This window comes from Synechococcus sp. RS9909 (genome assembly GCF_014279595.1).
In the GTDB taxonomy this organism is placed as follows: domain Bacteria; phylum Cyanobacteriota; class Cyanobacteriia; order PCC-6307; family Cyanobiaceae; genus Synechococcus_C.
In genome coordinates this window covers 1,330,843-1,356,731 of the sequence record NZ_CP047943.1, presented here as the reverse complement: position 1 = coordinate 1,356,731, position 25,889 = coordinate 1,330,843, and the positions used below count along the sequence as shown (strand labels likewise).

The window sequence follows — 25,889 nt, the reverse complement described above, 5'->3', positions numbered from 1 at the left end:
TTGCTGTTGGTCAAGGCTCAACCTCACCCCATCGCGTCACCAAAAACCATGGGCCAGCCTGGTTCCATGTCCCCTCAACAACGTTGTATTCCGGTTTCGAGACCGCGTGGAGTGAGTGCTCAACAGCTGGCTCGAGGGTGATGATCGGCACTGTTGCTCCATCACTCAGAACGAGGCGATAGGTCTGGTCTGGCATCGGTTCCACCAGACCTCTCAGACATTGCAAGTGCGGACTCGCTGGTTGCCCTTGTCTGATGAATGGCTGCTCGTGCGTGAGGCCAATCGTCTCATCTCTGGTGCCGTTGAGGAACTGCAACTGACGCTCACGCCATTGCGGGTGATGCCAGGGCGTGTGCCAATCGGGCACCACCGCCGCTGGTGCGTGGGCATCGCTCAGCAAGCGTGTTTGCAGGTCGTCAGCTCTCACCTGCGCCGGCCGTCGTCCTGATTGCACCGCCAGCGCTGCCGCTGCTCCGGCCGCCTGGCCCACGTTCAACACCAACGGCTGCAGTCGTGTGGCGCCATTGGCCATGTGGCTGGTGCTGATCGCCTTATCGGCCGCCAGCAGATTGTCGATCTCGGCACTCACCAGCGCTCCGTAGGGGATACAGAACGGCGTCCCCGTCCAGCGCCCACCCCAACGGCAGCTCTTGGCTGCCAAGGGCCAATCCGGCCCGGGATAGTGATGGTCATTGGCGTAAGTGCCCACAGCGATCGATTGCAGCGCACCGGCTGCATCGCGCGGCAAGGCAGCGCACGAGGCCCCCTCGCCAAGGGGCAGCAGATCCTGCTCGATCACCGTGGCGCGTCCCACCATGCGACGTCCCTCCCGCCAATAGGGCATGGCCGCCAGCCAGGGGGACGGGCTGCCTGATTCGGCAGGAAACGCATCGCCGAGTTGCAGCCAGCCTCCGCTTGCTTCTTTTAAGGCTTCGGCAAAACGCAGGCTGAGGGCCTGCATCTCGTCATACAGCTCCGCTTCCTGCTGTGGATTCCCCTCAAAGGCCCGTTCCAGGCCCCAGTGCCAGTCGTTGCCATGCAGCGGCCAGTTGAGCATCACCAAGCCACCGGGCAGGCGGCCATAGCTGAGGGTGCGCTCCAGGCCAAAGGCCTCACAGGCGCTTTCAAACGGTGCTGGTAGCTGGGGGCCAGCGGCGGGATCAATGCCGCGGACTGGATCCGCCTCCAGGTACTCACTCTGCAATTGCCCCATCACCACCCAGGTGGGCGACTGCACGGGCTGCTCGCGGAAGAAGGGCTGCGTGTTGAGCCGCGCGGCACTGGGGGCACTCGGTTCACCCCACTGCTCCTGGGGCTCCCAGCCGAAGCGGAAGGGAGCCTCGGCCAGGGGCAGCAGATCGCCGCGATCACTACCATCGATCACCACCCGGCAGCCAACCCGGCGTTGCTCTCCGTCGACTTCAACGCGCACAGCGGGAATCAACGCCCCCTCTCGCTCCACCTCCAGCAACCGGCATCCCGGCCACCAGACCAGCCTTGGCTCAGCAGCCACCCAGTCCTGGAGGATCTGCTCCGCGGTGGTGGGCCGGTAACCGAAACAGCTCACCCAGTTGTGATCGAGCCCCTCAGGCTCACGTCGCTCCAGTTGCCGCAGAAAGGCGCCCCACAGGCCCGTCTGCCAGGGGGTGAGCTCGTTGCCATCCGGGCAGCACACCCCGGCGGCGCTCACCATCCCGCCGAGCCAGGGGCCAGGAGTCAACAGAAGTGTGGAGGTGCCCCCGCGGGCCGCCTGGATCGCTGCCGCCACCCCGCCTGTGCCGCCGCCCCACACGAGCACATCGACTGAGTCGAGGGAGGCGCTCATGCCTGGGCGGAGTCTTTGCGGCAGATCCGCAGTTGTTGCTCTTCCGGAAGATGGCCGAGGCAGCGGAAACGAAGCCCCACCAGTTGGTCGTAAAGCGGATTCAGTTTGCACATCGGCGGGATGTGCACCAGCTTGTGGCCGAACAGCACGATGTCGCGTTCAAACGGACACTGGGCCGGGATCAGGTTCACAATGAAGCCCGCCACCCGCGGATCGCTGGGGTCGAGATCATCCAGCCAATGCTTGAGAGGCTCCAGAGGTTGCCAATCGTCGTCGCTGAGGTGGTCGATGCAGGGCTTGAGGCCCGCCAGCGGCGCCTGATCACAACCCAGCAGATCGGCCCAGTGCTGCAGCAGATCGAGTTCAGAGCGGCTGAGATGGCCGTCGGCGAGGGCCACCACCACAGCGGTGCGCAGAAACTGCTCGGCCACGGTGGGATCCGCCGCCAGCAGGCGCGACAGTTCCCCGTCGTCCACCGGCTCCAGCGCCTCCCAATCGAGCGCTGATTCCGGCAGGGTTTCCGAGAGGTGTTCGGCGAGCATCCGCCGCTCCTCCGCATCAAAATCGCCATCGGCCAGGGCCAGTTGGTGCAGGGCTGATAACCAGACCTGGAGCGAGGGATCGAGCGGCTCAGGGGAGGCCATGGGGAACGATCGCGGTTGGAGAGTGCAGCGAAGAGCGGTCGTTAGGATCCAGCGTCATGCCTGAGGCCGGGAGCGACCGCCGAAGCGATGACCTACAGCCTCACAACGCCGCTCTATTACGTCAACGACCGCCCCCACCTCGGCAGCACCTACACCACGATCGCCTGCGATGCCCTGGCCCGCTTTCAGCGGCTCGAGGGGGAAACGGTGCTGTTTGTGACCGGTGTCGATGAACACGGCCAGAAAATCCAACGCACCGCAGCAGAGCAGGGGATCGAACCCCGCGAGCACTGCGATCGCATCACCGCCCGCTATCTGGAGGCCTGGCGGCAGTGGGGCATCAGCAACGACCGCTTCGTGCGCACCACTGAGCCGCGCCATCGCCCCCTGGTGCAAGCCTTCTTCCAGCGCTGTGAAGCGGCCGGCGACATTCGCAGCGGCCGCCAGACCGGCTGGTATTGCGTCGGTTGCGAGGAATTCAAAGACGAGCCTGCTGAGGCCAAGGAGCCCTGCTGCCCCTTGCACCAGAAGCCGTTGGAATGGCGCGATGAGGAGAACCTCTTCTTCTGCCTGTCCCATTTCCAGGAGCGGATCGAAACGCTGATCAACCAACCGGGCTTCATCGCACCCGCCAGCCGCCGCAAGGAGATTCAGAATTTTGTGGCGGGCGGTTTGCGCGATTTCTCGATTTCCCGCGTCAATGTGGCATGGGGATTGCCCGTTCCCGGCCACGAGGGCCACACCTTTTATGTGTGGTTTGATGCCCTGCTCGGCTATCTCACCGCCCTGCTCGACGACGGTGGCGATGTGGATCTGAACCGATTGGGCGCAGCGGGTTGGCCTGCCGATGTGCAGGTGATCGGCAAAGACATCCTCCGCTTTCATGCCGTGTATTGGCCGGCGATGTTGATGTCGGCCGGATTGCCGGTTCCAAAACGGGTGTTTGGCCACGGTTTTCTCACCCGAGAAGGCCAGAAGATGGGCAAATCCCTGGGCAATGTGCTCGATCCCGAGGTGTTGCTGGAGCGCTGCGGCGCCGATGCGGTGCGTTGGTATTTGCTGCGCGACATTCAATTCGGCGACGACGGTGACTTTCAGCAGCAACGCTTCACCGATCTGGTCAACAACGATCTGGCCAACACGATCGGCAATCTGCTCAACCGCACCGCGTCGATGGCGCGTAAATGGTTCAACGACGCCGTGCCGCCGATCGATTCCACCGCGTCTGCGGGGCATGCGCTTCAGGCCGACGCGGAGCAGACGATCGAACGGGTGCGGCAGGCGATGCCCGAGTTGCACTTTCAGCAGGCCTGTGAGGCGATTCTTTCCCTGGCGATCCAGGCCAATGGGTATCTCAATGCGCAGGCACCCTGGCGCCAGATGAAGCAACCCGGCAACGAGGCGAGCGTGGCCAGTGATCTCTACGCCGTGCTCGAGTGCTGCCGGCTCGTGGGCCTGTTGCTGCAGCCCCTGGTGCCAGATCTGAGTCAGCGCATCCTCGACCAACTCGGTGAAGCGCCTGTGGCTTCCACCTGGAAGGAGCGGTTGATCTGGGGCAAGCTGAGAGCCGGTTCTCCCCTGACCCAGCCCCAGCCGGTGATGGCCCGCCTCGAACTCGACGCTCCTCTCTGATGCACCCCATCCCTGGGCGAGCCCTGGCCGGTGGCTTGCTCGCGCTGCCCCTGGTTCTGAGTGGTTGCCAGTCGTCACCCGAGATCTCCACGCCGGAGACGCCCCCGTTCGTGTTCCGCTCCCTCGACCTGCGTCAGAAACAGGCGGATGGGCAGCGCGATTGGGATCTCACCAGCCCTGAGGCCCGTTACAACGTGAGGCAGCGCCTGGTGCGGGCCCGAAATCCTGCCGGGCTGTTGTATCGCAACAACCGACCGGCTTTTTCAATCCGTGCCCAGTCGGCGATGGTGTTCAACGACGGCGAGCTCGTGATCCTGGAGGGGCAGGTGCAGTTGCAGCAGCTGCAGGGCCAGAAGGTGTTGATCCGCGGCGATCGGTTGCGTTGGACCCCGGGCCAATCCCTTCTGGTGATGGAACAACGCCCCCAGGCCGATGACGCCAGCAGTCGCATCCGTTCCACCACGGCCCAGCTGCGCCAGGACACCCAGCAACTGACGCTCAAGGGCGTGGTGCAGCTCGAACAATGGACCGGTAAGGTCAACAAACAAGCCGATCCCACCACGGTAATCCGCACTGGTTTGGCCGATTGGAATCTCGGCGATGGTGATCTCAAGGCCCGCGGACCCGTCCTCGGTCAGCGGCGGGATGACCAGAACACCCTGCAGCAATTGCAGGCCAGTCGGCTCACGGGCAACACCCAGAAGGGATTCATCGATCTGATCGAACCGGTGCAGGTGCGGATCCCCAAACGCCAAGGCGTGCTTGAGGCCCTCACCACCCGTTGGAACTTTCAGAAGGAGACCCTCACCAGCAGCGAACCGTTTCAGGCCCGCATGGAGCAATCGAGCCTGAGCGGCCAGAACTTCCGCGTCAACCTCAAGGACACCACCGTGCTGGTGACCGGTGGCTGTCGCCTGAAGCAGCCCGGTGATCAGCTCGATGCGGAGCGATGCCTCTGGAATTGGAGCGATGACGCGGTGCTCGCCGAAGGCCAGGTGGTGTTGCGGCGCCAGGCCAATGACCAGATCACCCGCAGCCAGAGGCTTGAGGGCAAGGTGGGCAAGAAAGGTCTGGTGGTGTTCTCCGCCCCGGGCGACAAGGTGCGCTCCCAGCTCAGCCTGGAGGAGAGTCGTCCAGGCCCTGAGCAGAAGCGGAAGCCGGCTCCAGTGTCGTTCTGAGCCGTACGCACCAACCGCTGAACCAACGCTCATCAGCGCGGCTGAAGCAGCGTTCCGACCAGCCGCCGAGCACCACCCAGCCCCGCTGGCCGAGGGGATGCACCATCACGGCCGGCAAGTGGGGCACCACCGCATCAAATTCGTCGCGGCCGGGATACAGCGCCGTTTTCACCAGCGACACCAGCTGTTGTTGCTCCCGGGCGCGGCTGCAGATCGCGCCGGGGTGAAACGGGCGATCGCTGATCAGCCCCCGCCTCAGGAGTACCTCCCCGTCCCAGCTCACCAGGATCGTGGCGGCGGAGGTGGCGGTGAGCAGCATCTGGCTGCCCCAGGCCAGTTCGAGCCGTTCCGCCCCGGTGAGATCCGGCTTGAGCACAAAGCCCTGCTCCGCATTCAGTGCCACCGCCTCCGCCGCCCGGGGCACGGCGCGGGTCCAGAGCACCGCCACCAGCATCAGCCCCACCCCGGCCAGGCCGGCGATCACCTCCGCCCGCTGCAGGCTTGGCTCGATCGTTGCGGCCGTGACGCCGTTGACTACGGCCAGAACGAGCACCAGCACGCCGGCAGTCAGGGTGATGCGGGCGGCGGTTGGCATGAAGGGACGCGAAAAGGCTGTCAGATCGCTGCACTCTTGCTCAAATGGGGGCGCACGCACCAGCAGGGATGACTGAGGCCGAAGCCTTTGCCGCCGTGGCTCTCGGAGCCGTGGCCTGTGATGGCGTCCTTGGCAAGGACGAAGCGCACGCCTTGCGGCGCCAACTCGAATATCGCTCGCCCTACAAAGACCGGAGCGAAGAGGAGATGGCGGCGCTGTTTGACACGCTGCTGACCGTGTTGCGGGAGCAGGGGATCGATCAGCTGATCACCCAGGCCCTGCCCCAGCTCAAGCCCCATCAGCAGGAAACCGCCCTGGCGGTGGCGGCCCAGCTGGTGCATGCCGATCGCAAGGTGGGAGCGTCAGAAGCTGATTTTCTCAGCAAACTCGGCGCCAAATTGGTGTTGCCGGAAGGTCGCGCCGAGGCTGTGATCGGAGCGATCATGGCCCTCAACCGCGACAGCCTGGCCGACTGACGGCAGACTGCCCGCATCAGGCCTTTTCCACCGATGCCGAGGATCTCGAAGCTGCTGGCCGGACTCGCCGCCGCCTGCCTGTCGTTGCTGTTGTTGGTGCCTGCGGCCCTGGCGGTGGCGCCTCAGGATTTTCCTGTGGTGGCTCCGGAAGTCCCGGTGCTGGATGCTGCGGATGTGCTCAGCCGCGCCAGCCGCAGTGAACTCAGCGCCAGGCTGGATCAGCTTGATGAACAGCGCCTCGATGCTCGCTTGGTGACCGTGCGTCGGCTCGACTACGGCCTCAGCCTTCCCGCCTTCGGAGAGGATCTGATTGCGCAATGGTCGAGCCAGGGCTCCAGTGATCCGATCCTGCTGTTTCTGATCGAGGCCCAGAACAAGCAGGCCGCTGTGGTGGCCGATCCCTCCCTCAGCCAGCGCTTGCCCGCCGAGTTGTTGCGCAGCACCGGGCGCACCACCATGAGCCAGCCTCTGCGGGATGGTGATCGCTACCGGCAGGCCAGCCTGGATGGCATCGAGCGTCTCGCCGTGGTGCTCGATGGCGGTGAAGACCCCGGTCCGCCGGTGGAGGTGGAGCGCACCACCCTGCCCACCAACATTCCCTCCAAAGAGGAAACCCAGAGCAGCAATGCCTTCACCTGGGTGGTGGTGCTGCTGGTGGTGGGCACCATCGTGCCGATGGCCACCTGGTGGGTCTTCTCCCGCTGACCTCGCCTGAGAATACGATCATGCGCAACTGGATCAGCACCTTCGGTCGGGCGAACGACCGCGATGTGAACAGCGATCTGGATCGGGGCTACGAAGCCGCCCTGCTGATCCAGAGCCTGGAGCTGGAGTACTACGGCGATCGTCCGATCCGCACCGACCTTGAGCTATCGGTGCCTCGCTCGGTGCAGGCCACCGTGTTGCGCAAGTTCCGGGCGGCCCTGAGTGTGTGTCGCACCAGCCTCGACAAACTCGAGGGGCAACGCGCTCAGCTCGACATGCAGGAGCTGCGTCAGCTGCAGCTGATTGAAAGTGTGGTGAGTCGCTATTCACCGCGACGCACAGCGGCCGCCCCCACCATGAGCCGGGCGCCTGATCCGCTGCCCCGCTCTCTGCTCGGTGTGGTCGACACCGTGCGGCGTCAGTTGGATCCCACCGCCGAAGCGACCCTGGTGGCCGGATTCCGGCGACGCCGTGATTCCACCTTGATCTCACTCAAGGTGTTGCTGCTGTTGATCCTGGTGCCCCTGCTGGTGCAACAGGTGAGCCGCACCTATGTGATCAGCCCCCTGGTGGATCGCTACGCCCCCGATCTTCCGTTCCTCAGCTATCCGAAACCGCAGTTGGAGGAGCAGGCGGTGGAGAAACTGCGGGTGTATAAGGCGGAGATTGAATTCGATGCGCTTCTGCGCGGCAAGGGCATTCCCAGTGAGGAAGACCTGCAACAGGCCCTCAGCACCAAGGCTGAGGAACTGAAGGAGGAGGCGGATTCCGAGAGCACCCACGCCGTCAAGAATGTGTTCTCAGACATTGCCGCCCTGTTTGCCTTCGTGGGCGTGTGTCTGGTGAGTCGGGAGGAACTGCGGGTGCTGCGTGGCTTCTTTGATGAAGCGGTGTATGGCCTCAGTGATTCCGCTAAGGCCTTCGCGATCATCCTCTTCACCGACATCTTCGTGGGCTTCCACAGCCCGGAGGGTTGGACGGTGCTGCTTGATGGCATCGCCAATCACTTCGGGTTTCCGGCACGGGATAACTTCATCCTGTTGTTCATCGCCACCTTCCCTGTGATCCTGGCGACGATCTTCAAGTATTGGATCTTCCGCTATCTCAACCGCGTCAGCCCCTCCTCCGTGGCAACGCTGCGCGGCATGAATGGGGGTGGTTGATCGGCTTGAGGCCTGCGGCGTGCGGGATCTCATCCTCGTGAGTGGTCCCAGCCGGAGCGGCAAGAGCCGTTGGGCGGAACACCTGCTCGGCCACCATGCCGCCGTGACCTACGTGGCCACCTCCGATCCCAGGCCCGAGGATCCCGCCTGGCAGGAGCGCTTGCGCCTGCATCGTCTGCGTCGACCCGAGGCCTGGCAGCTGCTCGAATGCGGCCCTGCTTTGGCGTCAGGCCTGGAGACAATTGCAGCGGATCGGGCCCTGTTGATTGATTCTCTCGGTGGGTTTGTGGCCTGGCACCTGGAGGAGGCCGAGGCCCAATGGCACGCCAGCGTGTCGGATCTGCTCAGTGCTCTGAAGATCCGAAAGCAACCGGTGGTGCTGGTGATTGAAGAGACGGGTTGGGGCCTGGTGCCCCCCACCGCGATCGGCGGCCTGTTCCGCGATCGGCTCGGCGCTCTGGCCCAACGTCTCGAGGCGTTATCCAGCCGCAGCTGGTTGGTGGTGCAGGGCCGCGCCATCGATCTGCACGAGGTGGGGCAGCGGGTGCCATGACGACAACCAAGTTGACGGCTGCCCCCCTGCGCATCGCCCTGTATGAGCCGCAGATCCCGCCCAACACCGGCAACATCGCCCGCACATCAGCGGCCTTCCAGCTACCCCTGGCCCTGATCGAGCCGTTGGGCTTCAGCCTTGAGGATCGCTATCTCAAACGGGCCGGTCTCGACTATTGGCCCCATGTGCAGCTCAGCAGCCACAGCGATGTCGACGCTTTTCTCGAAGCCCTGCCCACGCCGTTCCGCCTGATCGGCTGCAGTCGCCATGGCGGCACGGCCCTGCCTCAGATGCGGTTTGAACCGGGGGATGTGCTGCTGTTTGGTCGGGAGGATCTCGGCCTGCCGGAGAGCGTGCGTCGCCGCTGCGACCAGCTCTGCACGATTCCGATGCCCGGTGGTGCAGCGGTGCGCAGCCTCAATCTGTCGGTGGCAGCTGCGCTTGTGAGCTTCCAGGCTGGTCTGCAACTCGGCTTGTGGTGATTGACAGGCTGAACCACGCCCCCTTGCACCGGGGTGTTCGGCCCGTTACTTTCGGCGCGTCTCCGGGTCGTGGCGGCTTCTCCGGAGTTGTTGTTTCCTCCTTTTGGTATGAAGCCCCTGCTGGTTCTCACCACCACGTCAGCGCTTCCCGTTCTTGGCTTGATTGCCCTTGGGCACCAGCCTGGTATCGCCGATGGGGCAAGACCAGTCAGCCAGCAACAACTCCTGGCCTCGCTGCCCACCCTGCAGACCAAGTTCTGGATCCAGACCAGTCGTGACACCAGCCTGGAAGCGCTGGCCTCTGAACTGGATCTGCCGCTCATCGCTCTGGCTGAACTCAACGAGCAAGCGCCCTCGGCAACACTGAGCAAAGGGCAGTGGCTGATCCTGCCCACCAAGGTGGAACGCCGTCTTAGCCGCAGCCTCTCCCTCGATACCTCCAGCATCCGCAGAACGGCGCCCGTGTTGGCTCCTCCGGCACCAGTCGCGGAAGTGAAGGTGCAGCGTGGCGATTCCATTGCCACGATTGCCAAGGCCCATGGTCTGAGCCTCACCCAGTTCCGCAAGCTCAACCCAGGCATGGACCTGGCCCGCCTGGTGGTGGGGTCCTCCGTGCGTGTGGCCGAAGCCGCACCGCGGCAGTTGTTGGCGATTCGCCCCAGTGTCTCTGGTGGTGCCAGCTGGCCTGACCTGCCCAACCTGCCAGGCGCCTCTCGCCCCCAGGCTGAGCGTCAGGCCTTCATCTGGCCGGCGAAGGGCGTGTTCACCTCCGGCTATGGCTGGCGCTGGGGGCGCATGCATAAAGGAATCGACATTGCCAACAACGTCGGCACGCCGATCGTGGCCGCCAAGGATGGCCTCGTGGTGTTCTCCGGCTGGAGCAGTGGCTACGGCTATCTGGTTGAGCTGGCCCACGGTGATGGCACGGCCACGCGCTATGCCCACAACAGCCGACTGGTCGTGCGCAAGGGCCAGATGGTGCCCCAGGGCACCACGATCTCGTTGATGGGGAGCACGGGCCGCAGCACTGGGCCGCACCTCCATTTCGAAATCCGGAAGCCCGGCGGTGCCGCCACCGACCCCATGCCGTTCCTGCCCAGCCGCCGCGCCTGAAGGCCGTTCTGGCGATCGTTTAAACTCCTTTCACACGGCTCGGTAGCTCAGCTGGTTAGAGCGTGGGATTCATAACCCCAAGGTCGGGAGTTCAAGTCTCCCCCGAGCCATTTGTTTGCATGGTGAATCAGGTGCCTCTTGCCCTGCAACACCATGACAGCATTCAAGATGACGTTTTCGCATACCTGCGTCAGTGAAGCCTTGAAGCGCTTGCTTCTCGTTGCCGGCCTGACGCTGTTCCCCGATGTCGTCAGTGCCCAGCCTGCCGCGATTCAGTGCCCTGGCGACACCACACCTGAAATGCGCTACTGCGCTGAACAGGCCTGGAGACGATCTGATGCCCAGTTGCGCGAGAAGGTGTCCCCTGAGCTGATGCAGCAGTGGCAAGACGCCACAAAGGCCTTATGCGCTGCCGCCTATGCCTCCTACCTGGAAGGAACGATCTATCCGCAGCTGGTGGTGGGCTGTGATGACAACCTCAATCGGGCACTCCTGAAGGAGTTCAGAGGCTTGGGCAATTGAGCCGCAATGTTCAAAACGCGCTCTTTAGTGAACCGCAAGGAGTCTTGCTACTCCCTCACCCCCAAGATTGACCATTGCCAAGACATTGAACCACTGTTGATTGTGGTGGTCGGCACCCAGTTCCGCTTTTGAATCCATTCATCCGAAGTGGCAACTGGAGGGAATCGTTCTCAGCGCACGGCGACCACCGGAGTCAGTTGCTTCCGAATAGGCACGAAACTCTCCAGTGATGATGCCGCCTGAACCGACACCCCATTCCCTCCCTCGCCAAGATGAATGGAGTTGTTGTGGTGACCTCCATGCCCCTGAATGCCGAGGCCAAAAAGACCCTGCTGCGCAAGATCCCCCATGGCCTCTTCATCTGCGGCGTGGCCGAAGGCGAGGAGATCAACGGCTTCACCGCCAGCTGGGTGACCCAGGGCTCCTTTGAACCACCTCTTGTGGTGATGGCCGTTCGAGCCGACAGCACGAGCAACGGCATGATCCAGCGCACCGGCCGTTTTTCGCTCAACGTGCTGGCGGTGGATCAAAAGGAGCTGGCGGCCGTGTTCTTCAAGCCACAACAGGGGGTGGGTGGTCGCTTTGAAGCCGCGCCCTACAGCCTCGGTGACCTGGGCTTGCCAATCCTCAAGGAGGCCCTCGGCGCCGTCGAGTGTGCGTTGGTGGGCCAGGTCGCCCATGGCGATCACACCGTGTTTGTGGGGGAGGTGAAAACGGCCACACTCCACCGCGATGGTGAAGCGCTGGAGCTCAGCAGCACCGGCTGGTCCTACGGCGGCTGATTCGCCAGACCACCAACTTTCGCGTAGCTTGTAGTACAGGCGCACCATCTCGATGTCGGTTGACCACTTGTCTCCACCGCCGTCGTTGCCGGCGGAATCACCCCCGGACTTCCTGAAGCTGCAGCCGGGGATGACCGTGGTCGTGCGCCATGACCCGCTTCCTGGTGAGGCATTGGATCAGGACTGGTGGATGGGTCAGGTGGTGCATTGCAGTGGCGGCGCCCGGGATCCCAAGGCCTGGACGTTGTTTCAGATCGCCGATGTGGATAGTGGCGTGATCCGCTGGGTCAACGCCGATCTGATCCTTCAGGTGCTGATGGAAAACACCAATGGATGACGAACAGCAATGGGTCCGACGAAGCCTGGATTGACGGGGCGGCATGGTGCACTGCCTGATCCTGGCGCTGCTGCTGATCGCGATTGCTGAGCCAGCGGAGCGGATCGATCAGCAGCCTTGAACAGAGCTCCTTTCCCCCTCACATTCGATCGTTTCCACAGCTTTTCCACAGGTGCAATCACGGCAATCGAATGGCCAAGCGGGGATGTGGCGGGCAGCTCGGGAAAACCCTCTCTCCCCTTGACGGCGGGCTCCAGGCCGCCTCCGAATGGTGTCCCAGCACACATCGGCATCCCCAAAACCCAGTAATGGCCGGCAATCTGCTCGGCCGCAGCCGCTGCGTCGCTTCCCGTGTAGCTGTTTTGACAGTCCACCGGTTGCCGTGGCGTGATGGATGGGTTGACGGCGAGAGAGCGAGTTGAAGGAGACACCTGATGCGATCCCGGTTCACGTGAGTGTGGAAAACCAGTTGCCGGAGGATCTCTATCGCGCCATGGGGATGTTCATCGCTGACCACCCCCAGTGGGACCAGTACCGCCTGGTGCAGGCCGCGATCGCCGGATTCCTGTTTCAGCAGGGCTGCAAGGAGCGTTCAGTGGTGCGTCACTACCTGGGTGGTCTGTTCCGCCGCCAGAGCGCAGACCTCAGCAGCGAACAACCCTGGCGTTAGAGTGGTAACTCCGGGGTATAGCGCAGTTTGGTAGCGCGCCTGCTTTGGGAGCAGGATGCCGGGGGTTCAAATCCCTCTACCCCGACTCACTTCTCAGGGTTCAGCCGATCCGCAGGCGCTACCCCTGCCCGCAGAGGTGGGCAGGGGTGATTGAGGCCATAGGCATGGACATGGCCGCCGATCAACGATGTGGTTTAGGAGATCGACTCAACGTTGAAACCGACGATGTGATCGTCGTAATCGAGATCACCGCCACCGAGTTGGTCTTCCAGGCCAAAGAGGTTGGTGCCGAGGGAGCGGAAGTGGGAGAGGCCATCGGTGTTGGCATCAGCGAAGGCAAAGAAGGTGTTGCCTTCCACCTGGGCAAAGGGTGCGATGTAGGAGGAGTCCTGAAGGCTGAACGCGGTGGACGAGGATTCACCATCAGCGATGGAGAGATCGCCAAGAGCGCTGATGCGATTGGCCTCCAGCAGAGCGGCGGCGGCATAGCCGGCATCCCCGGGCGTGAGCAGGGAGCCATCGGCGGCACGCACACTGCCGGAAGTGTCGAGCACGCGATAGAAGCCGGTGACGGCGTCGTATGCGGCTTCCCGGGCCTGAACAATCGTGCCGGTGATGGTTTCGTCGTTGGTGAAGGCGGTGAAATCGAGCAGGGGTACCGAGTGTTGCTCCTGGGCGATCAGAGCGCTGAGGTTCTGATCGCTGTTGAGCAGGGTCAGATCCAAGCCGATGCCGCTGGCGCTGGAGAAGGAGGCCGCACCAGTGGTGGCATCGACGCTGCCATCAAGGAAGGAGACGCGTGAATCATCGAGGCTGGTGAGATCGGCGAGAGTGCCGTTGGTCACCGCGAACAAGCGGATGCTCTGCCCGTTGCGCAGCAAGAACTCGCTGTTGAACGTCATTGCCTCGGCGAGGGTGACGTCGTTGTTTTCCAGGGCGGAGAAGAGGAGGTGAGCGCGCTCCTGGAGGGCGGTGATGTCGCTGACGGTGGAGGCCTCCTCGCCCGCGTTGAGGATCACGTAACCGATTTCCGTCACGGCATTGGCGCGACTGGTGAGGGACGCCTGCAGGGCGAGGGCAGCGGGCGCAGCATTGGTGGCATCAGCCACCTGAAGAAAGCCGTTGTCGAGCGCGGTGAGCACGGGATCGAGGGTGACGGTGCCCAGTGCAGAGGGATCATCGATCACTCCATTTTTGACACCATCCTTGTCGCCGAATCCGCCATCAACCAGAGTCAGTGAGAGGAAATCAGCGATGCCATCACCATCGGTGTCGTAGAAGCGCGCACCGGCATTGACGAGGGGGTCGTAGGAAAGGGGTGTGAGAGCACCCTGGTCATTAATGGCGTAGTAAATCGGTGCGATGGAGGAATCACGCTCTCCATCGTCTGATGTGAGCGTGAGGTCATCCTCAAGGACAGCAAGGGGGATATTGGCGGTTGCGGTTGAAGTATCATCGTCAAGCTCAACCTCGAAGTCGATAGCTTTATTGCTGAGGGCGATTTCAAGGTCACGTAAGTTGCTCAAGCTACTGCCATTGGCAACTTCTGATGTTGTTACAATTTGAGCAGCTGGAGTTTGAGTGCCGCCGTTTGATGCGACAGAGACTTGGGTGGAGTCGTCGGCTACTGTACTGGGGGCGGATCCGGAGTCTGTGGTGCCTTCAGAGACGACGGCGGAATCATCGACGGCATTGACGGTAATGGTCACCGTTTGAGGTGTGGTGCCGCCCAGATCGTCGGTGATGGTGACGGTGAATTGATCGGTGCCATTGAAATTGGCATTCGGCACATAGGACCAGGCACCGGAGGCCTCATCAATCGTTGCGGTGCCATTGGCCGGGCCGTTGCCATCGGCAATGGAGAAAACAGTGCCATCGGTGAGTCCGTCGACATCCGTGGCCTTGAGTGTGCCTGTGATTGCGGTGGTGGTGTCCTCATCGCCTGAACCGGTGATATCGCCGGAAACGACGGCCGAATCATCGACGGCATTGACGGTGATGGTCACCGTATCGGTGTCGCTTAGAGGCGCGTCACCAGAATCGGTGCTGACAACGGTGAGGGTATCGCTACCGTTGTAATTGGTTATTGGTGTGTATGAGAGTGTTGCCAGAGCTGCATTGATCTGCGTTTGGTTGCCACTGAGAGTGAGATCGGCGGAGTTGTTACTGCCGCTGCTGATCGTGGCACCATCGTTGATGTCAACGGTGAGCGTTCCGTTAGTGACGCTGAGCTGGGTGGTAGCGAGGTTGCCATCCGCATCACTTACGCTGATGCCAGTGATGGAGAGAGCGGTATCTTCAGTGGCGCTCTGAGCCCCGGGAACAGTGTTCACCGGTACAGAATTTGCGTTGGCTAGATTTTGTTTCGACTGGATGATAATATTGCTGATTAGATTAATATTGTCAGGTGAGTTTTTATCATAGATATTGATGTCGGCAAATGCGATCACATTGCCGCTGCCAATGGACTCACTAGCCATCACGATATTAGCTTCTGAGTTGCTAGTAACTAGAATCGCTTCAGCGGATTCATTGTCGATATCAAGGACACCAAAAGTTCCAGTTTTTACACTTTGCAATCCCGATGTAATATCAAAGTTACCAATTTCTATTAGTGATTCATCAGTTTCTTTTGTTGCAAATAAATTATCATCTTTCACGCTTATTGGTGATTCCCTTATCGAAATTGAAGATCCAAGATCTTCAAGTATTTGAGAAAAATTTTTGTTGATATCGGCCCAACTGCTACTAGACATCTCCCCATTGATAAGCAGTGTTCCTCCGGACTGAACAAATTCTTTTAGATTGCTGGTTTGTTCAGCACTTGGCAGTGATTCTGGAAGCGAAATATAGACAAAATCTGCGAGTATTTTTTCATCTAAGAATGAAAAATCGTTATTGTTTTCATAGTTAAGATTATCAATGGAGTCGAGAACGCCAGTTGGCAAGGACGTAAACATACTTGCATGGCCAACACCTGCAATAGGCTCACTATTTGATAATGGCTCACTGTCTTCAGAAGGTCCTTCCTCAAAAGTCGCGTAAGACACAATCCCTAGTTGGTACTTCCATGTGTTCGTGTCGCCGAAATGCCGTGGCCAAATGATTGTTTTGTTGGTCCGTTTCGAATCGAGAGTCCAGTGTTTTTGGCCGTCAGTGTCGAGGCCCAATGTGCCCCCTGATGAGTAAACAGACGCACCTACAACTTCCTCCCAAAGGCCCACGACAGACTTGTCGACTCCGTAATCGCAAGCCCAGAACGCAAGTTGATCCACCTGCCATTCGATCAGTTGCTTGCTTGCCACCAGCAGGGCATTTCGATCAACGCACGTTGCGCCCACCTGCAGCACTCCCGGCCGCCCATGGCTCACCCAGTGCAGCGTCTGCACCGGCTGGCCCTGCCGCCGCCGTTCTGCCAACGCGGCGGTCACGATCTGCAGCGGATCCTGAGTGCCGTCCAGCCAGAGCACAGGCACCAGCGCTTCCGCCAGGAGCTCGCGGATCTTGGCGCAGCTGCCATCGGCCACCAGCAGCACACCAGTTGGAGTTCCAGCCTTCTGGGCGACGCACAACGTTGACAGGGCTGCTGTGTTGGTCATCGATGTCGGTAAGCAGTAAACGCACTCTTAGTGAATGCATGCCCGCACCGGCAAGCACTGATGGGCCTGCCTGGAATGAATCGGTCGTTTCAGGGAATGAATGTGTCATCAGCATGGGGCGAGGGCGACGACTGCTGGCGCCATGGCACCTGGATCCATGGCATGCTCACGTTGTTGCACGCTGAATCATGTTGACGATGAGGTGGCGCCAATGGAACGGCTGGATTCGAACCCATCGTCTGTTGTTATTCAACGCCCTCTTCTGGCTCGTCATCGGTCTTGATGCCTTTGCCACCACCTGGGGTTGGGCGAATGTGCCGATCCAGCCCGAATCCGGCGTTGCATTGATGTTGTTTTGGGCGATTCCTGGGTTCCTGTTCTGCGCTTGGATGCAACGACGGTTCCTGTGCAATCCAGGCTGGAGCGTCCTGCGGAGCAGGCGACGAACCGTGGTCTTGCTCGTCAGCATGGTTCTGTTCGTCAGCCTCCTGATTGGCGTTGCGCATGGCTTGATGCGTCTGCTGCCGATCAGCGCTGATCGATATGCCTCTACGGATTTGCAATTCGCCGCGAAAACCTGGATTACGTATGGCGGGTTACTTCTACGTCTTCTGGTTTGGGCTGGATTTTTCCTTCTGTTTCTGAATGCACGTGACCTGCAGCACAGCGAAGTCAGGCGAGGCCAGCAGGAAAAGGCGTTGGTTCAAGCCCAGTTGCGCTTTCTCACCTCAGCATTTCAGCCCCATTTTTTGTTGAATAGTCTCACCGCCATCGCCTCATGTCGCCATGATCCCGATGCGGTGCAGGATGGATCAAACGCCCTGGCAGATTATCTTCGCTACACGATCGCAAAGCCTGAGTTGCTGGAGCCTTTGCAGTTGCAACTGGATGCTCTCGAGGGCTACATCGGTGTTCAGGAGCTTCGCTTTGCTGAACGGTTTCGCTCAGAATTCCTTGTTGACAAGGACGTGCTGCAGCACCGGGTGCCTCGGTTTCTGCTGCAACCCCTGGTGGAAAATGCGTTCAAGCATGGCTCTCCTGGTTTCGATGGCTTGCTACGGATTCAGGTGCGCTGTCGCTGTGAGGGCCAGCGCCTGATCTTGTCTGTGGCGAATACAGGTTGCTGGCAGGGATCCCATGGGGGAGGCTACGGCTTGGAGGCGATCCGACAGCAACTGGATTTGTTCTATGGGTCGGCTGCCACATTGCGCGTCAGCAACAACGATGATCTCACCTATGTGACGGTGGAGTTACCCGTCAGGCAGGGACAGCTCAGCCATGCTTGAGGCCTTGTTGGTGGAGGATGAGCCCGCTGCCATGAGGCATCTCATGGCCTTATTGCAGCAGCATCCCCAGGTGAGAGTGCAGGCCCAGGCACATTGCCTGGAGCAGGCTATTGCTGCGGTGCAGGCGTCGCCACCAGATCTTGTGTTTCTGGATCTTCGCCTCGGAAGCGTCCACGGATCAGCGCTTCTATCCATGCTTCCCGAAACCTGCCAGGTGGTGATCACCACGGCCTACCGCGATTTCGCCATCCAGGCCTTTGATGCCGGTGTGCGCGATTACCTGCTCAAGCCGATTCGTCCAGAGCGGCTCAGCCTCTGCTTGGAGCGATTGCTTGCGGCGAGGAGCGACGCCGATGCTAACGATCCCGGCTTCAGTGACACCGAAGGCTTCTGGCTTGATCGCTCAGGCTGGCGCGATCAGATCCGCTTGGATGCGGTGCTGTGGGTGGTAGCCATGGGCAAAAGCTCACATCTCCAGCTGCTGGATCGTGATCCGTTGGTGTTGAACCGCCTGCTTGGCGAGTGGGATGGCGTGTTGCCGGAGGATCAATTTCCACGTCTTGATCGTTCCACGATCATCAGCCTGGCGGCGCTGCGCACCGTGAAGCGCGTGTCCCGTTCGCTCACGCTGCTCTTGTTTCATGGCTTTGAGCAGCCACTGGCGATCGGGCCCACTGCAGCCCGGCGCCTCAAGGAGCTGCTGGCGAACCAATGAGCCCATGCCACGTTGCAGCCGTCCCTACCCCGATCCACTTCTCAGGGATTGTCCTCACAGTGGTTGTCCCAGCCTGAGACCCAGTCTTCGAGGCGCAAGCCCTGGATGCGGGCCTCATTGAGCCTGTTGGTGCTCAAGGCAGGTCGCAAAATCGGCATCGAAACCCGCCAGGGTCTGCAGCAGCGCCTGGCCCCGCTGGGTGGGTCAGGGATGAATCAGTAGATCGCCATCGGCGGTGCGGCTGATCTGCACGCGATCCGTGTTGAGCCTGTACTCGGCTGGAATGCGCACCGCTTGGCTGTTGCAGATCATGAAGACCCGACTGGGAACCCCCGCCATCACCCCGCCTCCAGGTGTGTACGCATAAGAGTAGACGGCGTGATCTTGCTTGGGCTGGCCGCAGCCTCTACCCCGATCCATTCACCAGCCAGCGGCCACAGATCGCCAGAGTGAGCATCAGGGTGGAGGCACCGGTCCAGGCGCTCAGGCGGCTGCTGAACATGCGGCGCAGGATCACCAGGCTCCAGATCGCGCCGAGGGCGACCACACCGCTCTGGCAGAAGCCGATCACCGCGGGCTGAGCCTGCCAGTGGGGCAAGGGCAGGGCCGCAACGCCAGGCCAGGGCGACAGGCTCACGGGCAGCAACAGTCCCGCTTCCGTCATCCCCAGCGGCAGATGGTGCGCCAGCAGCAGGGCCCAGACCAACGGCAGCAAGCCGTACAGGCAGCGTTCAAGCCGGATCCCACTCACGAACGGCCGGGCGAGGCAAAACAACAGGGCGGGCAGGGCCAACGTCGCCGATGCCACAGCAAGACGCGGTAGCAAGGGTCCTTCGCTGAGGCTGGCTGGAGCGAGACCACTCCACGGCCACAGGCGCTGCCAATGGCCCAGGGCGACGCTTCCCAGCAGGATCAGCAGCAGGGCCGGTTCTCCCGCTGGAGTCACCATTTCCCGTTGCAGATCCGCCGCCGGCGGCCGGATTGCCAGACGCACCGAGCGATGCGGACAGGCCTGGGCGCAGCTGAGGCAAAGCACGCAGTTGCGGTTGTCGCGCAGGTGGGCGGGATGGGTGCCGAGCGGGCAACCCTCCGTGGCCAGACCCTCCCCTTCCGCCGGACCGCCTTTGAAGCAGGCGTAACTGCTGCAATTGCCGCTGCAGATGCCGGCCTGGGCGCGCAGCTCCAGGATTGAAAGCTTGGCGAACAGGCCGTTCATGCCACCGATCGGGCAGAGGTAGCGGCACCAGAACCGCTTTTCTAAGCGCAGGGAGCCGATCACGGCACCAGCGGTGATCAACAGCAGCAGGCAACTGCTCAACCAGGCCGTGTTGGGAAGGTCCCACACCGCTTCCCAGATCAGAATCAACGCGAAACCAGCGCTGAGCCAACGCGAGGCCCAGCGGTCGTGATCACCTCGGGGCCAGGCCAGCGGCTCCCAGCCCAGCCTTTGCGCCAGGCGCTGCGTGATCGTCCCCCACACCATGAACGGGCAGAAGGAACACCAGAGCCGACCCACCAGCGGAAAGCCGATCAGGATCAAGGGCCACCACCAGGCCCAGAACAGATTCAGGGCGCCGTTGTGGGCCCGATCCTGGGGGCCCAGCCAGAGCCAGAGATTCACCAGCACAAACACCCAGCTCACCAGGCCGAAGAGCAGGCCGTTCCAGAGCCGGGGAGATCGCATCCAATCGCGCAGTGGCGGTTTCCAGCGCCAGAGATCGAAGCGGGCGTTCTCCTGCCGCGGTGACGTCCAGAACACCTCCTCCGGCAACTGTTTCGGTGGCCGCCCCGCTCGGTTCTGGTGGGCTTGATGGGACTCCTGATGGCGCACCTGCTGGATCGCTCGATCGATCAGCGCATCCAGTTCACGCAGGTTGTTGGGGAACTCATGGGTCTGCAGCTGCTTCACCACCGCCATCGGCACCTCCGGCGCCGGCTCCCAGCCGAGACTGCGGCTGCGCTGGCGCACGCCATAGCGCAACCATTCGCCCAGATCCTGACGCCGCACCCGCAGGGGCGGCACCCGAATCACGCTGCAGCAAGCATCAAAAGGCGTCTGGCTGGTTTCGGCCGTGAAGAAGAGGCGTCCCTGAAACCGATGCGGCGGATTGGTGGAGCCCACCGGACGCCAGGCACCGGTGCGGGCCAGATCGAGCAAGGCCTGCCGGGCCGGCTCCGGCACCTGATCCAGGTTGTCGATCAGCAGAGAGCCATCAGCCACCAGCTGCAACAGGGGCGGCTCTTCCGCGTGGGACGTGGACCCGAAGAGGTCCGCCCCATCCGAACGCATCCGCGCGCCATCGATCCGCAGCATCAGGCGATGGCGATCCGCAGATCCGAAATGAATCAGCGCCGCCAGGTTGTCTTTCTCCAGGCCCGGTTCGCCGAAGAGCAACACAGCCTGGCGCTCCTGGTTGGCGGCAGCGCTGCGGATCGCCTCCCGCAACTCTTTGGCCTGGCGACTGGTGCCCACCACGCCCCGTCGCGGCCGCGCCACCAGGTAGGGAGCCAGCCGCTGCAGGGTGGTGGTTGCAAGCTGATCAGGCGGCATCACCGCGGCCTGCTCAGATCAACCGCGAGCCGCTGGCCTTGTGCCGTTGATTCGGATCCAACACGGCAGCGATCGTGCGGATCAACCAGCGGCCATCCTTGGTCACGCGCACGGTGATGCTTCCATCGGCACCCTGGCTCAGACATACCAAGCCATCGCACGCCAACCGCTTGAAATCAGCCAGTTCCTGCTCAAAACCGGTTGGCGGCAGCTGCACTTCAAACTGACACATCACCTCGCGGATCAGCTCTCGGCGCTGCAACACCTGCGGATCGGTCACCACCAGACCCCGTTCCACGGGCAACTGCCCCTGGGCCAGAGCGGCGCCATAGGCCTTGAGATCCCGTTCGTTCTGGCTGAACAGATGGCGGAACTGGCTGATCGCGCTCGGCCCGATCCCGAGCAGATCCAGCTCACCGCCAGTGGTGTAGCCCTGAAAGTTGCGATGCAGCCGGCCCTCCCGGGCGGCCTCCGCCAGACCATCGTCATGCAGCGCGTAATGGTCCATGCCGATCGCGTCGTAGCCGTTGGCGCAGAGAAGCTGATTGGCGTGCTCGAGCATGCTCAGCCGTTGCCGCTGGCTGGGGAGATCTTCCGCCTGAATCTTCCGCTGCATCGGCAACTGCTCGGGCAGGTAGGCAAAGGAAAAGAGCGAGATCCGATCCGGACGCAGCTCCTGCACCAGCTCCAGCGTGCGATGGAAGCGCTCCGGGGTCTGGAGGGGCAGACCACAGATCAGATCCACATTCACACTCTCGAACCCCGCTTCCCGTAGCCAGAGCATCGCGCAGCGCAACTGGGTTTCCGGCACCACCCGGTTCACGGCGTTCTGCACATCCGGATCCGCATCCTGGATGCCGAAACTGATGCGGTTGAAGCCCAGCTCCCGCAGCTGGCAGGCCGCATCGCGGCTGAGACCTTCCGGGTTGACCTCAATCGAGGCCTCCAGGTCGTCGTCGAAATCGAAATGGCGACGAATCAACTCCCAGAGCTGGGCCGTTTCCTCGCGATTGAGATAGTTCGGGGTGCCGCCGCCCCAATGCATCTGCGACAGTCGCCGCCGTTGGGGCATGGCCTCGGTGATCAGCTCCAGTTCCTGTGCCAACGAGGCGAGATAGGGCTCCACCACCTTGGAACCGAGCTGGGTGGTGATCCGGTTGCAGCCGCAGTACCAGCAGGCATGGCGACAGAAGGGCACATGGACATACAGCGACAGGGGCGCGTCTGTGACGTCCGCCAGCTGTTGCCGCAACTGGAGGTCGCCAACATCGGCGCAAAACGCAGCGGCGGTGGGGTAGCTGGTGTAGCGGGGCACCGGCCGATCGTGTTTGAGCAGCAAGGCGAGGGCACGGCTGGTCTGGGGCGTTGCTGTCATGGCGATGGCTGGGTGTTGGCGGTGGAGGTGCTTTGGGGTGATCAGTCGAGCTGGGCCAGTTCCGCCAGCAGGCGCTGGGTGGCGTGGAAGGCCTGCACCGCCTCATCCAGCAGTTCCTCCTCCTCGGCTGCGGACAGTTCCATTTCTTCGAAGCCGTCATGGAGCGCCAGCTTGAGCTCGGTGATCGGTGCCGAGAACGACCAGAAGCTGAGGGCGGGAAGGCCGGCCTTGTGCAGGATGGCGTTGGCCTGGGCCGCCAATTGCTGCCCGCCGGAGAGATCGCCGCCGTAGCGCACGTACACATGGGCCATCAGCCGATGGGGGGCCTGGCGGGCCAACTGCTGCAATTGCTCCATCCAGATCGCCGCCGCCGCCGATGCCGGCGTGGCGGTAACACTGGCGAGGATGGCAAGGTCGTGGCACAGGGCGGTGGTGCGGGCCAGATCGTGCCAGGGAATCGAATCGGATCCGAGCGAGAAGGCCAGATCGGGCCCTTCCTGCTCAAGGAAGGCATAGGCCGGCGCCAGCGCCCGCATCAGGGCCGCCAGCTGGCGAGGCGACGCATCACCGGCGAGAAGGGCCCTGGAGAAGGTCATGCCTTCGGCCTTGTGATGCGCTTTGCCGATTCGGCTGTGCAGCTTGCGCACCCTGGGGCCAAAGCCGCGACGCATGTCGGCATCGGCGGGCTTGGCGTGATCGGAAATCGAGTGGCTGGCGGTCATGGCAACGAAGCAACCAATGTGTCAACGTTAATACGCTGCCGTTATGCCATGGTTCAATGTTTTCGGATTGTTGTCTGTTGTCATGACTCGCGCCCCTCAGAACTCCTCCTCCGGCCTGCAGGCTCTGGTCGCCCCCGTCGGGCGCCTCAGTGGCGATGGCCAGTTGCGCGAACTGATCAAGGAACGCCACGCCCATTCCTCCCCCAGCGACGCCGGGATCTGGTATCTCCCCGAGGCCTGGTCGGAAGGGGTGTTCGGTGTGGCCGGTCGGGAGGCGGTGGTGGTGCAGGATCCCAGCGTGGCCTCCTGGCTGCAGCTTCGCTTCGGCGTCGCCCCCCAACCCCTGTCGCTCGAACCGGAGTGGCTCAACCGCAATGCCAGTGGGCTGCCTCCGGCGGCTGCCCCTGCGGCCCTGGATTGATCAGGCCAAGCGATCAGACCATCCGGGCGGCCGCTCGCATCAGCAGTCGCCTGGCCTCCACAGCCTCAAACCCCACCGATTCCAACGCTTCCCGAAACAGTTCACTGAAGCTGGCCAGGGTCTCCACCGGATCCATGCCGATCTGTCGCATGTCTGCAGCAAGCGATTGCAACATCGCCAGGGTGAGCGGCAACGCCTCCACCACCACCGCGCTGACCCGGGCCTTCACCTGATCGAAATGGCGCTGCAGCCAGGTCTCAGCGTAGTCGAGGTGTTCCGATTCATCGTTCATCACCGCTGCGGTGATCGGCCGGGCGTAGGCATCGGCCACCGGCAGGTAGTGGCGGTAAGCCGCCACGGCGAAACATTCCACGATCAACCCCTGGATCACCAGGCATTCGGCCCGATTGCCGTCGTGGTCGTGGCGTTTGAACAGATCATGGAGGGGCTGAAACAGGCGCCGGGCCAGGGGCAGATCGGCCACCACACCGAGGTTGCGACCACAGCCCACAAAGGCGCTGGCATGGTCTCCCTCCATGCGTCCGAGCCGCTGCAGCTCGTCGCGATCAGCGGGAATGCGCCGCGCCAACATCTGGAAATGGCGATTGGCGAGACCTTCGCCCACAATCACAACGCCGTTGATCCGGCTGTAGGCCTCGCGGTAGGCCGCACTGGCAAAGTCGAGCTGGGTCATCACGAAGAAGCTTGAAGCGCTAAAGGGTGGTTGAGGGCCTCGCGGGCCTGCGTCCAGAGCTCGGAGCGAGGCATGGTCTGGCAGTCGTCAAACCAGGGACCGCCCAGGGTGTAATGGAGAATGCGGGCGTCTTCTGGAACGTCCTGCACGCCCACCAGCACATTCCATTGCGGCGGCAGTTCGCCGATTGCGTCATCCTCGAGCCACTGGAACTGGTGCAGCTCCAGACCGCTGGCCGTGTTCACCACCTGGGGGGTGAGTGCCCTGCAGCGCCCACAGTTGAACAACATCACCGACGACCAGTTCTTGCGGCGATAGGGGGTCTGGGGCATGCCCTGGAATTTGGTGCCCGACTCGCAGTCGTGCTGATGCTTGACCAACTGCACCGCATAGCGGTCGTCGCGCAGGGCCCAGAGTTCTGCCAGATCACCGAGGCAGAGCATGTCGGCATCGATGAAGAGAGCCCAACCCTCGTAGCCGCAGAGCCAGGGCACCAGAAAGCGACTGAAGGAGAACTCCGTGCTCTGCAGTGGATTGTGCGGCCGGGTGTACACCGAGCGCAGCTGGGAGAGGCGGATCTGGGCGATCTGCACCGGCACGCTGGCGTGGCGCTGCATCGAATCGGTGAGCACATTCACCGCCACGTCTTCGCGCGGATCAAAACCGATGAAGACGCGGGGACATTGATCGGTGGGCGTCATGCCGCCACCTCGTTGCTGGCCTGCATCGGCTGCAGAAACTGGCGCAGCAACAACTGACCAAAGCGCAGCCTGAGGCCGAGGCGAGTCCAGGCACCGGCCAGTCCTGGCTGATCCCGCTTGCTGTTGTTCAGGCGCCGGAAGGTGTCGACCAGTTGATCGCGCAGGGCCAGGAACTGGGAGTTCTCCAGATCAAACACCCGGGGGAAGGCGCGCCGGGCCGTGCGATTGGTTTGGCGCATCACCTCCGCATCGAAGCGGTCGGGATCCATGCCGAGCAGACGGTAGAAGTCACCGCGCTCACACACCGTGAGGCTGTGGGTCAGGAACACGCTCCAGAGAAAGAAGCGGCTGAGCAGGGAGCCGCGCAGGCCGCTGTTGAGGCCAGGCCAACAACGGATCAGCATGTTGAAAATGTCGCCATGGCGGTTTTCGTCCTGACACCAGGGCTCGAAGAAATCAAACAGTGGCGCGAAGGCGTTCTCCGTATGGGCCTTGAGATGTCGGTCGATCAGGATGTAGCGCCAGTAGCCGATCTTCTCGGAGAGATACACCGAATAGAGCACCCAGTTGAGCGGGAACCAGGTGATCGGTCGCTTGCCACTGAGGGAGGGCAGGTCGATTTCGATCCCTTCCGCCACCAGGGCCCGGTTCAGGAAGCCGGCGTGGCGAGCCTCATCGCGGGCCATCAGGTTGAACAGACGGCTGAGCTCCGGGCGCTTGGCGTCGCGCAGCTGGCGGGAGAGCTCCTTGAACAGGAGAAAGCCGGAGAATTCAGACACGCAGGAGCGCACCAGATAGCTTTCATACGCCGTCTTCTGCTCGGGATTGAGGTCGCGCAGGCGATCCAGCGGGGCACGCCGATCGAAGTGATCGCGGTTGTAGTCGGCCTCCATTTCACTGAGCATCGCCTCGAAGGAGGAGCGCTGCTCCTCGAGATCCGTGCGGGCGGCCTTGGCGATCTCCGTGGTGTAGAAGCGAGGTGTGAGCAGGTCTTCACGAAGATGGGGAGCCGCCGGTGCTCCGCTGGTGGTGGCTGTCATGGCGTCGAGAGCGCAGGGCATGTCGCTTCGAGGACTATGCCATAACGAAAGCGTGATGACACGGAATCGGCGATCAACGGATCCGTGCCATGATGATTGCGTCTGAAG

The 25,889-nt window shown here is 62.2% G+C and carries 26 protein-coding genes and 2 tRNA genes; 17 read left to right on the top strand and 11 right to left on the bottom strand.

The genetic code is table 11. The features are described from left to right. Nucleotides 1-10: 10 nt before the first annotated feature. Together SynRS9909_RS06875 and SynRS9909_RS06870 are read right to left on the bottom strand one after the other, a co-directional pair. On the bottom strand, nucleotides 11-1,825 hold the full coding sequence (locus SynRS9909_RS06875; protein WP_007102507.1) for an FAD-dependent oxidoreductase: 1,815 nt from the start codon (nucleotides 1,823-1,825) through the stop codon (nucleotides 11-13). Continuing rightward, nucleotides 1,822-2,469 (bottom strand): Mo-dependent nitrogenase C-terminal domain-containing protein, encoded by a 648-nt coding sequence (locus SynRS9909_RS06870; RefSeq protein ID WP_007102508.1) that lies wholly within the window; start codon nucleotides 2,467-2,469, stop codon nucleotides 1,822-1,824. Before SynRS9909_RS06870 ends, SynRS9909_RS06875 begins: the two co-directional genes overlap by 4 nt. An 87-nt stretch (nucleotides 2,470-2,556) precedes the next feature. Here SynRS9909_RS06870 and metG point away from each other — a divergent pair, with 87 nt between their 5' ends. Both metG and lptC read left to right on the top strand, forming a co-directional pair. Beyond that, nucleotides 2,557-4,101 (top strand): methionine--tRNA ligase, encoded by a 1,545-nt coding sequence (gene metG / locus SynRS9909_RS06865; protein WP_007102509.1) that lies wholly within the window; start codon nucleotides 2,557-2,559, stop codon nucleotides 4,099-4,101. Beyond that, nucleotides 4,101-5,279, top strand: coding sequence for an LPS export ABC transporter periplasmic protein LptC (gene lptC, locus SynRS9909_RS06860; protein WP_007102510.1), 1,179 nt, complete (start codon nucleotides 4,101-4,103; stop codon nucleotides 5,277-5,279). Before metG ends, lptC begins: the two co-directional genes overlap by 1 nt. Here lptC and SynRS9909_RS06855 read toward each other — a convergent pair. Then, nucleotides 5,215-5,874, bottom strand: a complete 660-nt coding sequence (locus SynRS9909_RS06855; protein ID WP_007102511.1) for a cofactor assembly of complex C subunit B — start codon at nucleotides 5,872-5,874, stop codon at nucleotides 5,215-5,217. The genes lptC and SynRS9909_RS06855 overlap by 65 nt on opposite strands. A gap of 68 nt (nucleotides 5,875-5,942) precedes the next feature. On the opposite strand from SynRS9909_RS06855, the gene SynRS9909_RS06850 reads away from it, so the two are divergent. From SynRS9909_RS06850 to SynRS9909_RS06795, 12 genes are all read left to right on the top strand, one after another. Beyond that, nucleotides 5,943-6,350: a tellurite resistance TerB family protein gene (locus SynRS9909_RS06850; protein ID WP_007102512.1), complete on the top strand. Its 408-nt coding sequence runs from the start codon at nucleotides 5,943-5,945 to the stop codon at nucleotides 6,348-6,350. Between the two features lie 33 nt (nucleotides 6,351-6,383). Beyond that, nucleotides 6,384-7,055: a photosystem II repair protein Psb32 gene (psb32, locus tag SynRS9909_RS06845; RefSeq protein ID WP_007102513.1), complete on the top strand. Its 672-nt coding sequence runs from the start codon at nucleotides 6,384-6,386 to the stop codon at nucleotides 7,053-7,055. A gap of 20 nt (nucleotides 7,056-7,075) precedes the next feature. Beyond that, nucleotides 7,076-8,218 carry a proton extrusion protein PcxA gene (gene pxcA / locus SynRS9909_RS06840; protein WP_007102514.1) on the top strand — a complete coding sequence of 381 codons (1,143 nt, stop codon included), beginning with the start codon at nucleotides 7,076-7,078 and terminating at the stop codon, nucleotides 8,216-8,218. Further along, nucleotides 8,205-8,771, top strand: a complete 567-nt coding sequence (locus tag SynRS9909_RS06835) for a bifunctional adenosylcobinamide kinase/adenosylcobinamide-phosphate guanylyltransferase (RefSeq protein WP_007102515.1) — start codon at nucleotides 8,205-8,207, stop codon at nucleotides 8,769-8,771. The genes pxcA and SynRS9909_RS06835 overlap by 14 nt, the downstream gene beginning before the upstream one ends. Next, complete coding sequence (locus SynRS9909_RS06830) at nucleotides 8,768-9,253, top strand: tRNA (cytidine(34)-2'-O)-methyltransferase (protein ID WP_007102516.1); 486 nt, start codon at nucleotides 8,768-8,770, stop codon at nucleotides 9,251-9,253. Before SynRS9909_RS06835 ends, SynRS9909_RS06830 begins: the two co-directional genes overlap by 4 nt. A gap of 108 nt (nucleotides 9,254-9,361) precedes the next feature. Beyond that, nucleotides 9,362-10,366, top strand: a complete 1,005-nt coding sequence (locus SynRS9909_RS06825) for a M23 family metallopeptidase (protein WP_007102517.1) — start codon at nucleotides 9,362-9,364, stop codon at nucleotides 10,364-10,366. A 36-nt stretch (nucleotides 10,367-10,402) separates the two neighbouring features. Further along, nucleotides 10,403-10,476 (top strand) — tRNA-Met (locus SynRS9909_RS06820). 58 nt (nucleotides 10,477-10,534) lie between these two features. Further along, nucleotides 10,535-10,888: a lysozyme inhibitor LprI family protein gene (locus tag SynRS9909_RS06815; protein ID WP_240307789.1), complete on the top strand. Its 354-nt coding sequence runs from the start codon at nucleotides 10,535-10,537 to the stop codon at nucleotides 10,886-10,888. A 299-nt stretch (nucleotides 10,889-11,187) separates the two neighbouring features. After that, entirely contained in the window at nucleotides 11,188-11,670 is a 483-nt protein-coding gene (locus SynRS9909_RS06810) for a flavin reductase family protein (protein WP_007102520.1), read from the top strand. A 52-nt stretch (nucleotides 11,671-11,722) separates the two neighbouring features. Next, nucleotides 11,723-12,007: a DUF3104 domain-containing protein gene (locus SynRS9909_RS06805; RefSeq protein ID WP_038001369.1), complete on the top strand. Its 285-nt coding sequence runs from the start codon at nucleotides 11,723-11,725 to the stop codon at nucleotides 12,005-12,007. 439 nt (nucleotides 12,008-12,446) lie between these two features. Beyond that, nucleotides 12,447-12,677, top strand: coding sequence for a DUF2811 domain-containing protein (locus tag SynRS9909_RS06800; RefSeq protein ID WP_038002016.1), 231 nt, complete (start codon nucleotides 12,447-12,449; stop codon nucleotides 12,675-12,677). An 11-nt stretch (nucleotides 12,678-12,688) separates the two neighbouring features. Next, nucleotides 12,689-12,762, top strand: a tRNA-Pro gene (locus SynRS9909_RS06795). Between the two features lie 109 nt (nucleotides 12,763-12,871). On the opposite strand, the gene SynRS9909_RS06790 is transcribed toward SynRS9909_RS06795, so the two are convergent. Continuing rightward, nucleotides 12,872-16,276, bottom strand: coding sequence for an Ig-like domain-containing protein (locus tag SynRS9909_RS06790; protein ID WP_071933967.1), 3,405 nt, complete (start codon nucleotides 16,274-16,276; stop codon nucleotides 12,872-12,874). A 242-nt stretch (nucleotides 16,277-16,518) separates the two neighbouring features. Between SynRS9909_RS06790 and SynRS9909_RS06785 the strand changes: the two genes are divergently transcribed. Both SynRS9909_RS06785 and SynRS9909_RS06780 read left to right on the top strand, forming a co-directional pair. Next, nucleotides 16,519-17,562: a sensor histidine kinase gene (locus tag SynRS9909_RS06785; RefSeq protein WP_162858331.1), complete on the top strand. Its 1,044-nt coding sequence runs from the start codon at nucleotides 16,519-16,521 to the stop codon at nucleotides 17,560-17,562. Beyond that, nucleotides 17,555-18,277: a LytTR family DNA-binding domain-containing protein gene (locus SynRS9909_RS06780; RefSeq protein ID WP_007102527.1), complete on the top strand. Its 723-nt coding sequence runs from the start codon at nucleotides 17,555-17,557 to the stop codon at nucleotides 18,275-18,277. Before SynRS9909_RS06785 ends, SynRS9909_RS06780 begins: the two co-directional genes overlap by 8 nt. Before the next feature lie 204 nt (nucleotides 18,278-18,481). On the opposite strand, the gene SynRS9909_RS14000 is transcribed toward SynRS9909_RS06780, so the two are convergent. The 4 genes from SynRS9909_RS14000 to SynRS9909_RS06760 form a co-directional block, all read right to left on the bottom strand. Next, nucleotides 18,482-18,616, bottom strand: coding sequence for an antitoxin (locus tag SynRS9909_RS14000; protein WP_007102530.1), 135 nt, complete (start codon nucleotides 18,614-18,616; stop codon nucleotides 18,482-18,484). Nucleotides 18,617-18,683: 67 nt separating this feature from the next. After that, complete coding sequence (locus SynRS9909_RS06770; protein ID WP_007102531.1) at nucleotides 18,684-20,828, bottom strand: sigma 54-interacting transcriptional regulator; 2,145 nt, start codon at nucleotides 20,826-20,828, stop codon at nucleotides 18,684-18,686. A gap of 13 nt (nucleotides 20,829-20,841) precedes the next feature. Beyond that, a complete protein-coding gene (gene hemN, locus SynRS9909_RS06765) occupies nucleotides 20,842-22,203 on the bottom strand; it encodes an oxygen-independent coproporphyrinogen III oxidase (protein WP_007102532.1) in 1,362 nt (453 codons plus the stop codon). Between the two features lie 41 nt (nucleotides 22,204-22,244). Further along, on the bottom strand, nucleotides 22,245-22,925 hold the full coding sequence (locus tag SynRS9909_RS06760; RefSeq protein ID WP_007102533.1) for a biliverdin-producing heme oxygenase: 681 nt from the start codon (nucleotides 22,923-22,925) through the stop codon (nucleotides 22,245-22,247). Between the two features lie 82 nt (nucleotides 22,926-23,007). Between SynRS9909_RS06760 and SynRS9909_RS06755 the strand changes: the two genes are divergently transcribed. Further along, entirely contained in the window at nucleotides 23,008-23,346 is a 339-nt protein-coding gene (locus SynRS9909_RS06755; protein WP_007102534.1) for a hypothetical protein, read from the top strand. Between the two features lie 13 nt (nucleotides 23,347-23,359). Here SynRS9909_RS06755 and SynRS9909_RS06750 read toward each other — a convergent pair whose 3' ends face one another. From SynRS9909_RS06750 to acsF, 3 genes are read right to left on the bottom strand one after another with little or no spacing between them, the layout of a single operon-like run. Next, on the bottom strand, nucleotides 23,360-24,040 hold the full coding sequence (locus SynRS9909_RS06750) for a long-chain fatty aldehyde decarbonylase (RefSeq protein WP_007102535.1): 681 nt from the start codon (nucleotides 24,038-24,040) through the stop codon (nucleotides 23,360-23,362). Further along, nucleotides 24,040-24,741 (bottom strand): glycosyltransferase, encoded by a 702-nt coding sequence (locus SynRS9909_RS06745; protein ID WP_007102536.1) that lies wholly within the window; start codon nucleotides 24,739-24,741, stop codon nucleotides 24,040-24,042. The genes SynRS9909_RS06750 and SynRS9909_RS06745 overlap by 1 nt, the downstream gene beginning before the upstream one ends. Further along, complete coding sequence (gene acsF, locus SynRS9909_RS06740) at nucleotides 24,738-25,781, bottom strand: magnesium-protoporphyrin IX monomethyl ester (oxidative) cyclase (RefSeq protein WP_038002018.1); 1,044 nt, start codon at nucleotides 25,779-25,781, stop codon at nucleotides 24,738-24,740. The genes SynRS9909_RS06745 and acsF overlap by 4 nt, the downstream gene beginning before the upstream one ends. Nucleotides 25,782-25,889 lie beyond the last annotated feature (108 nt).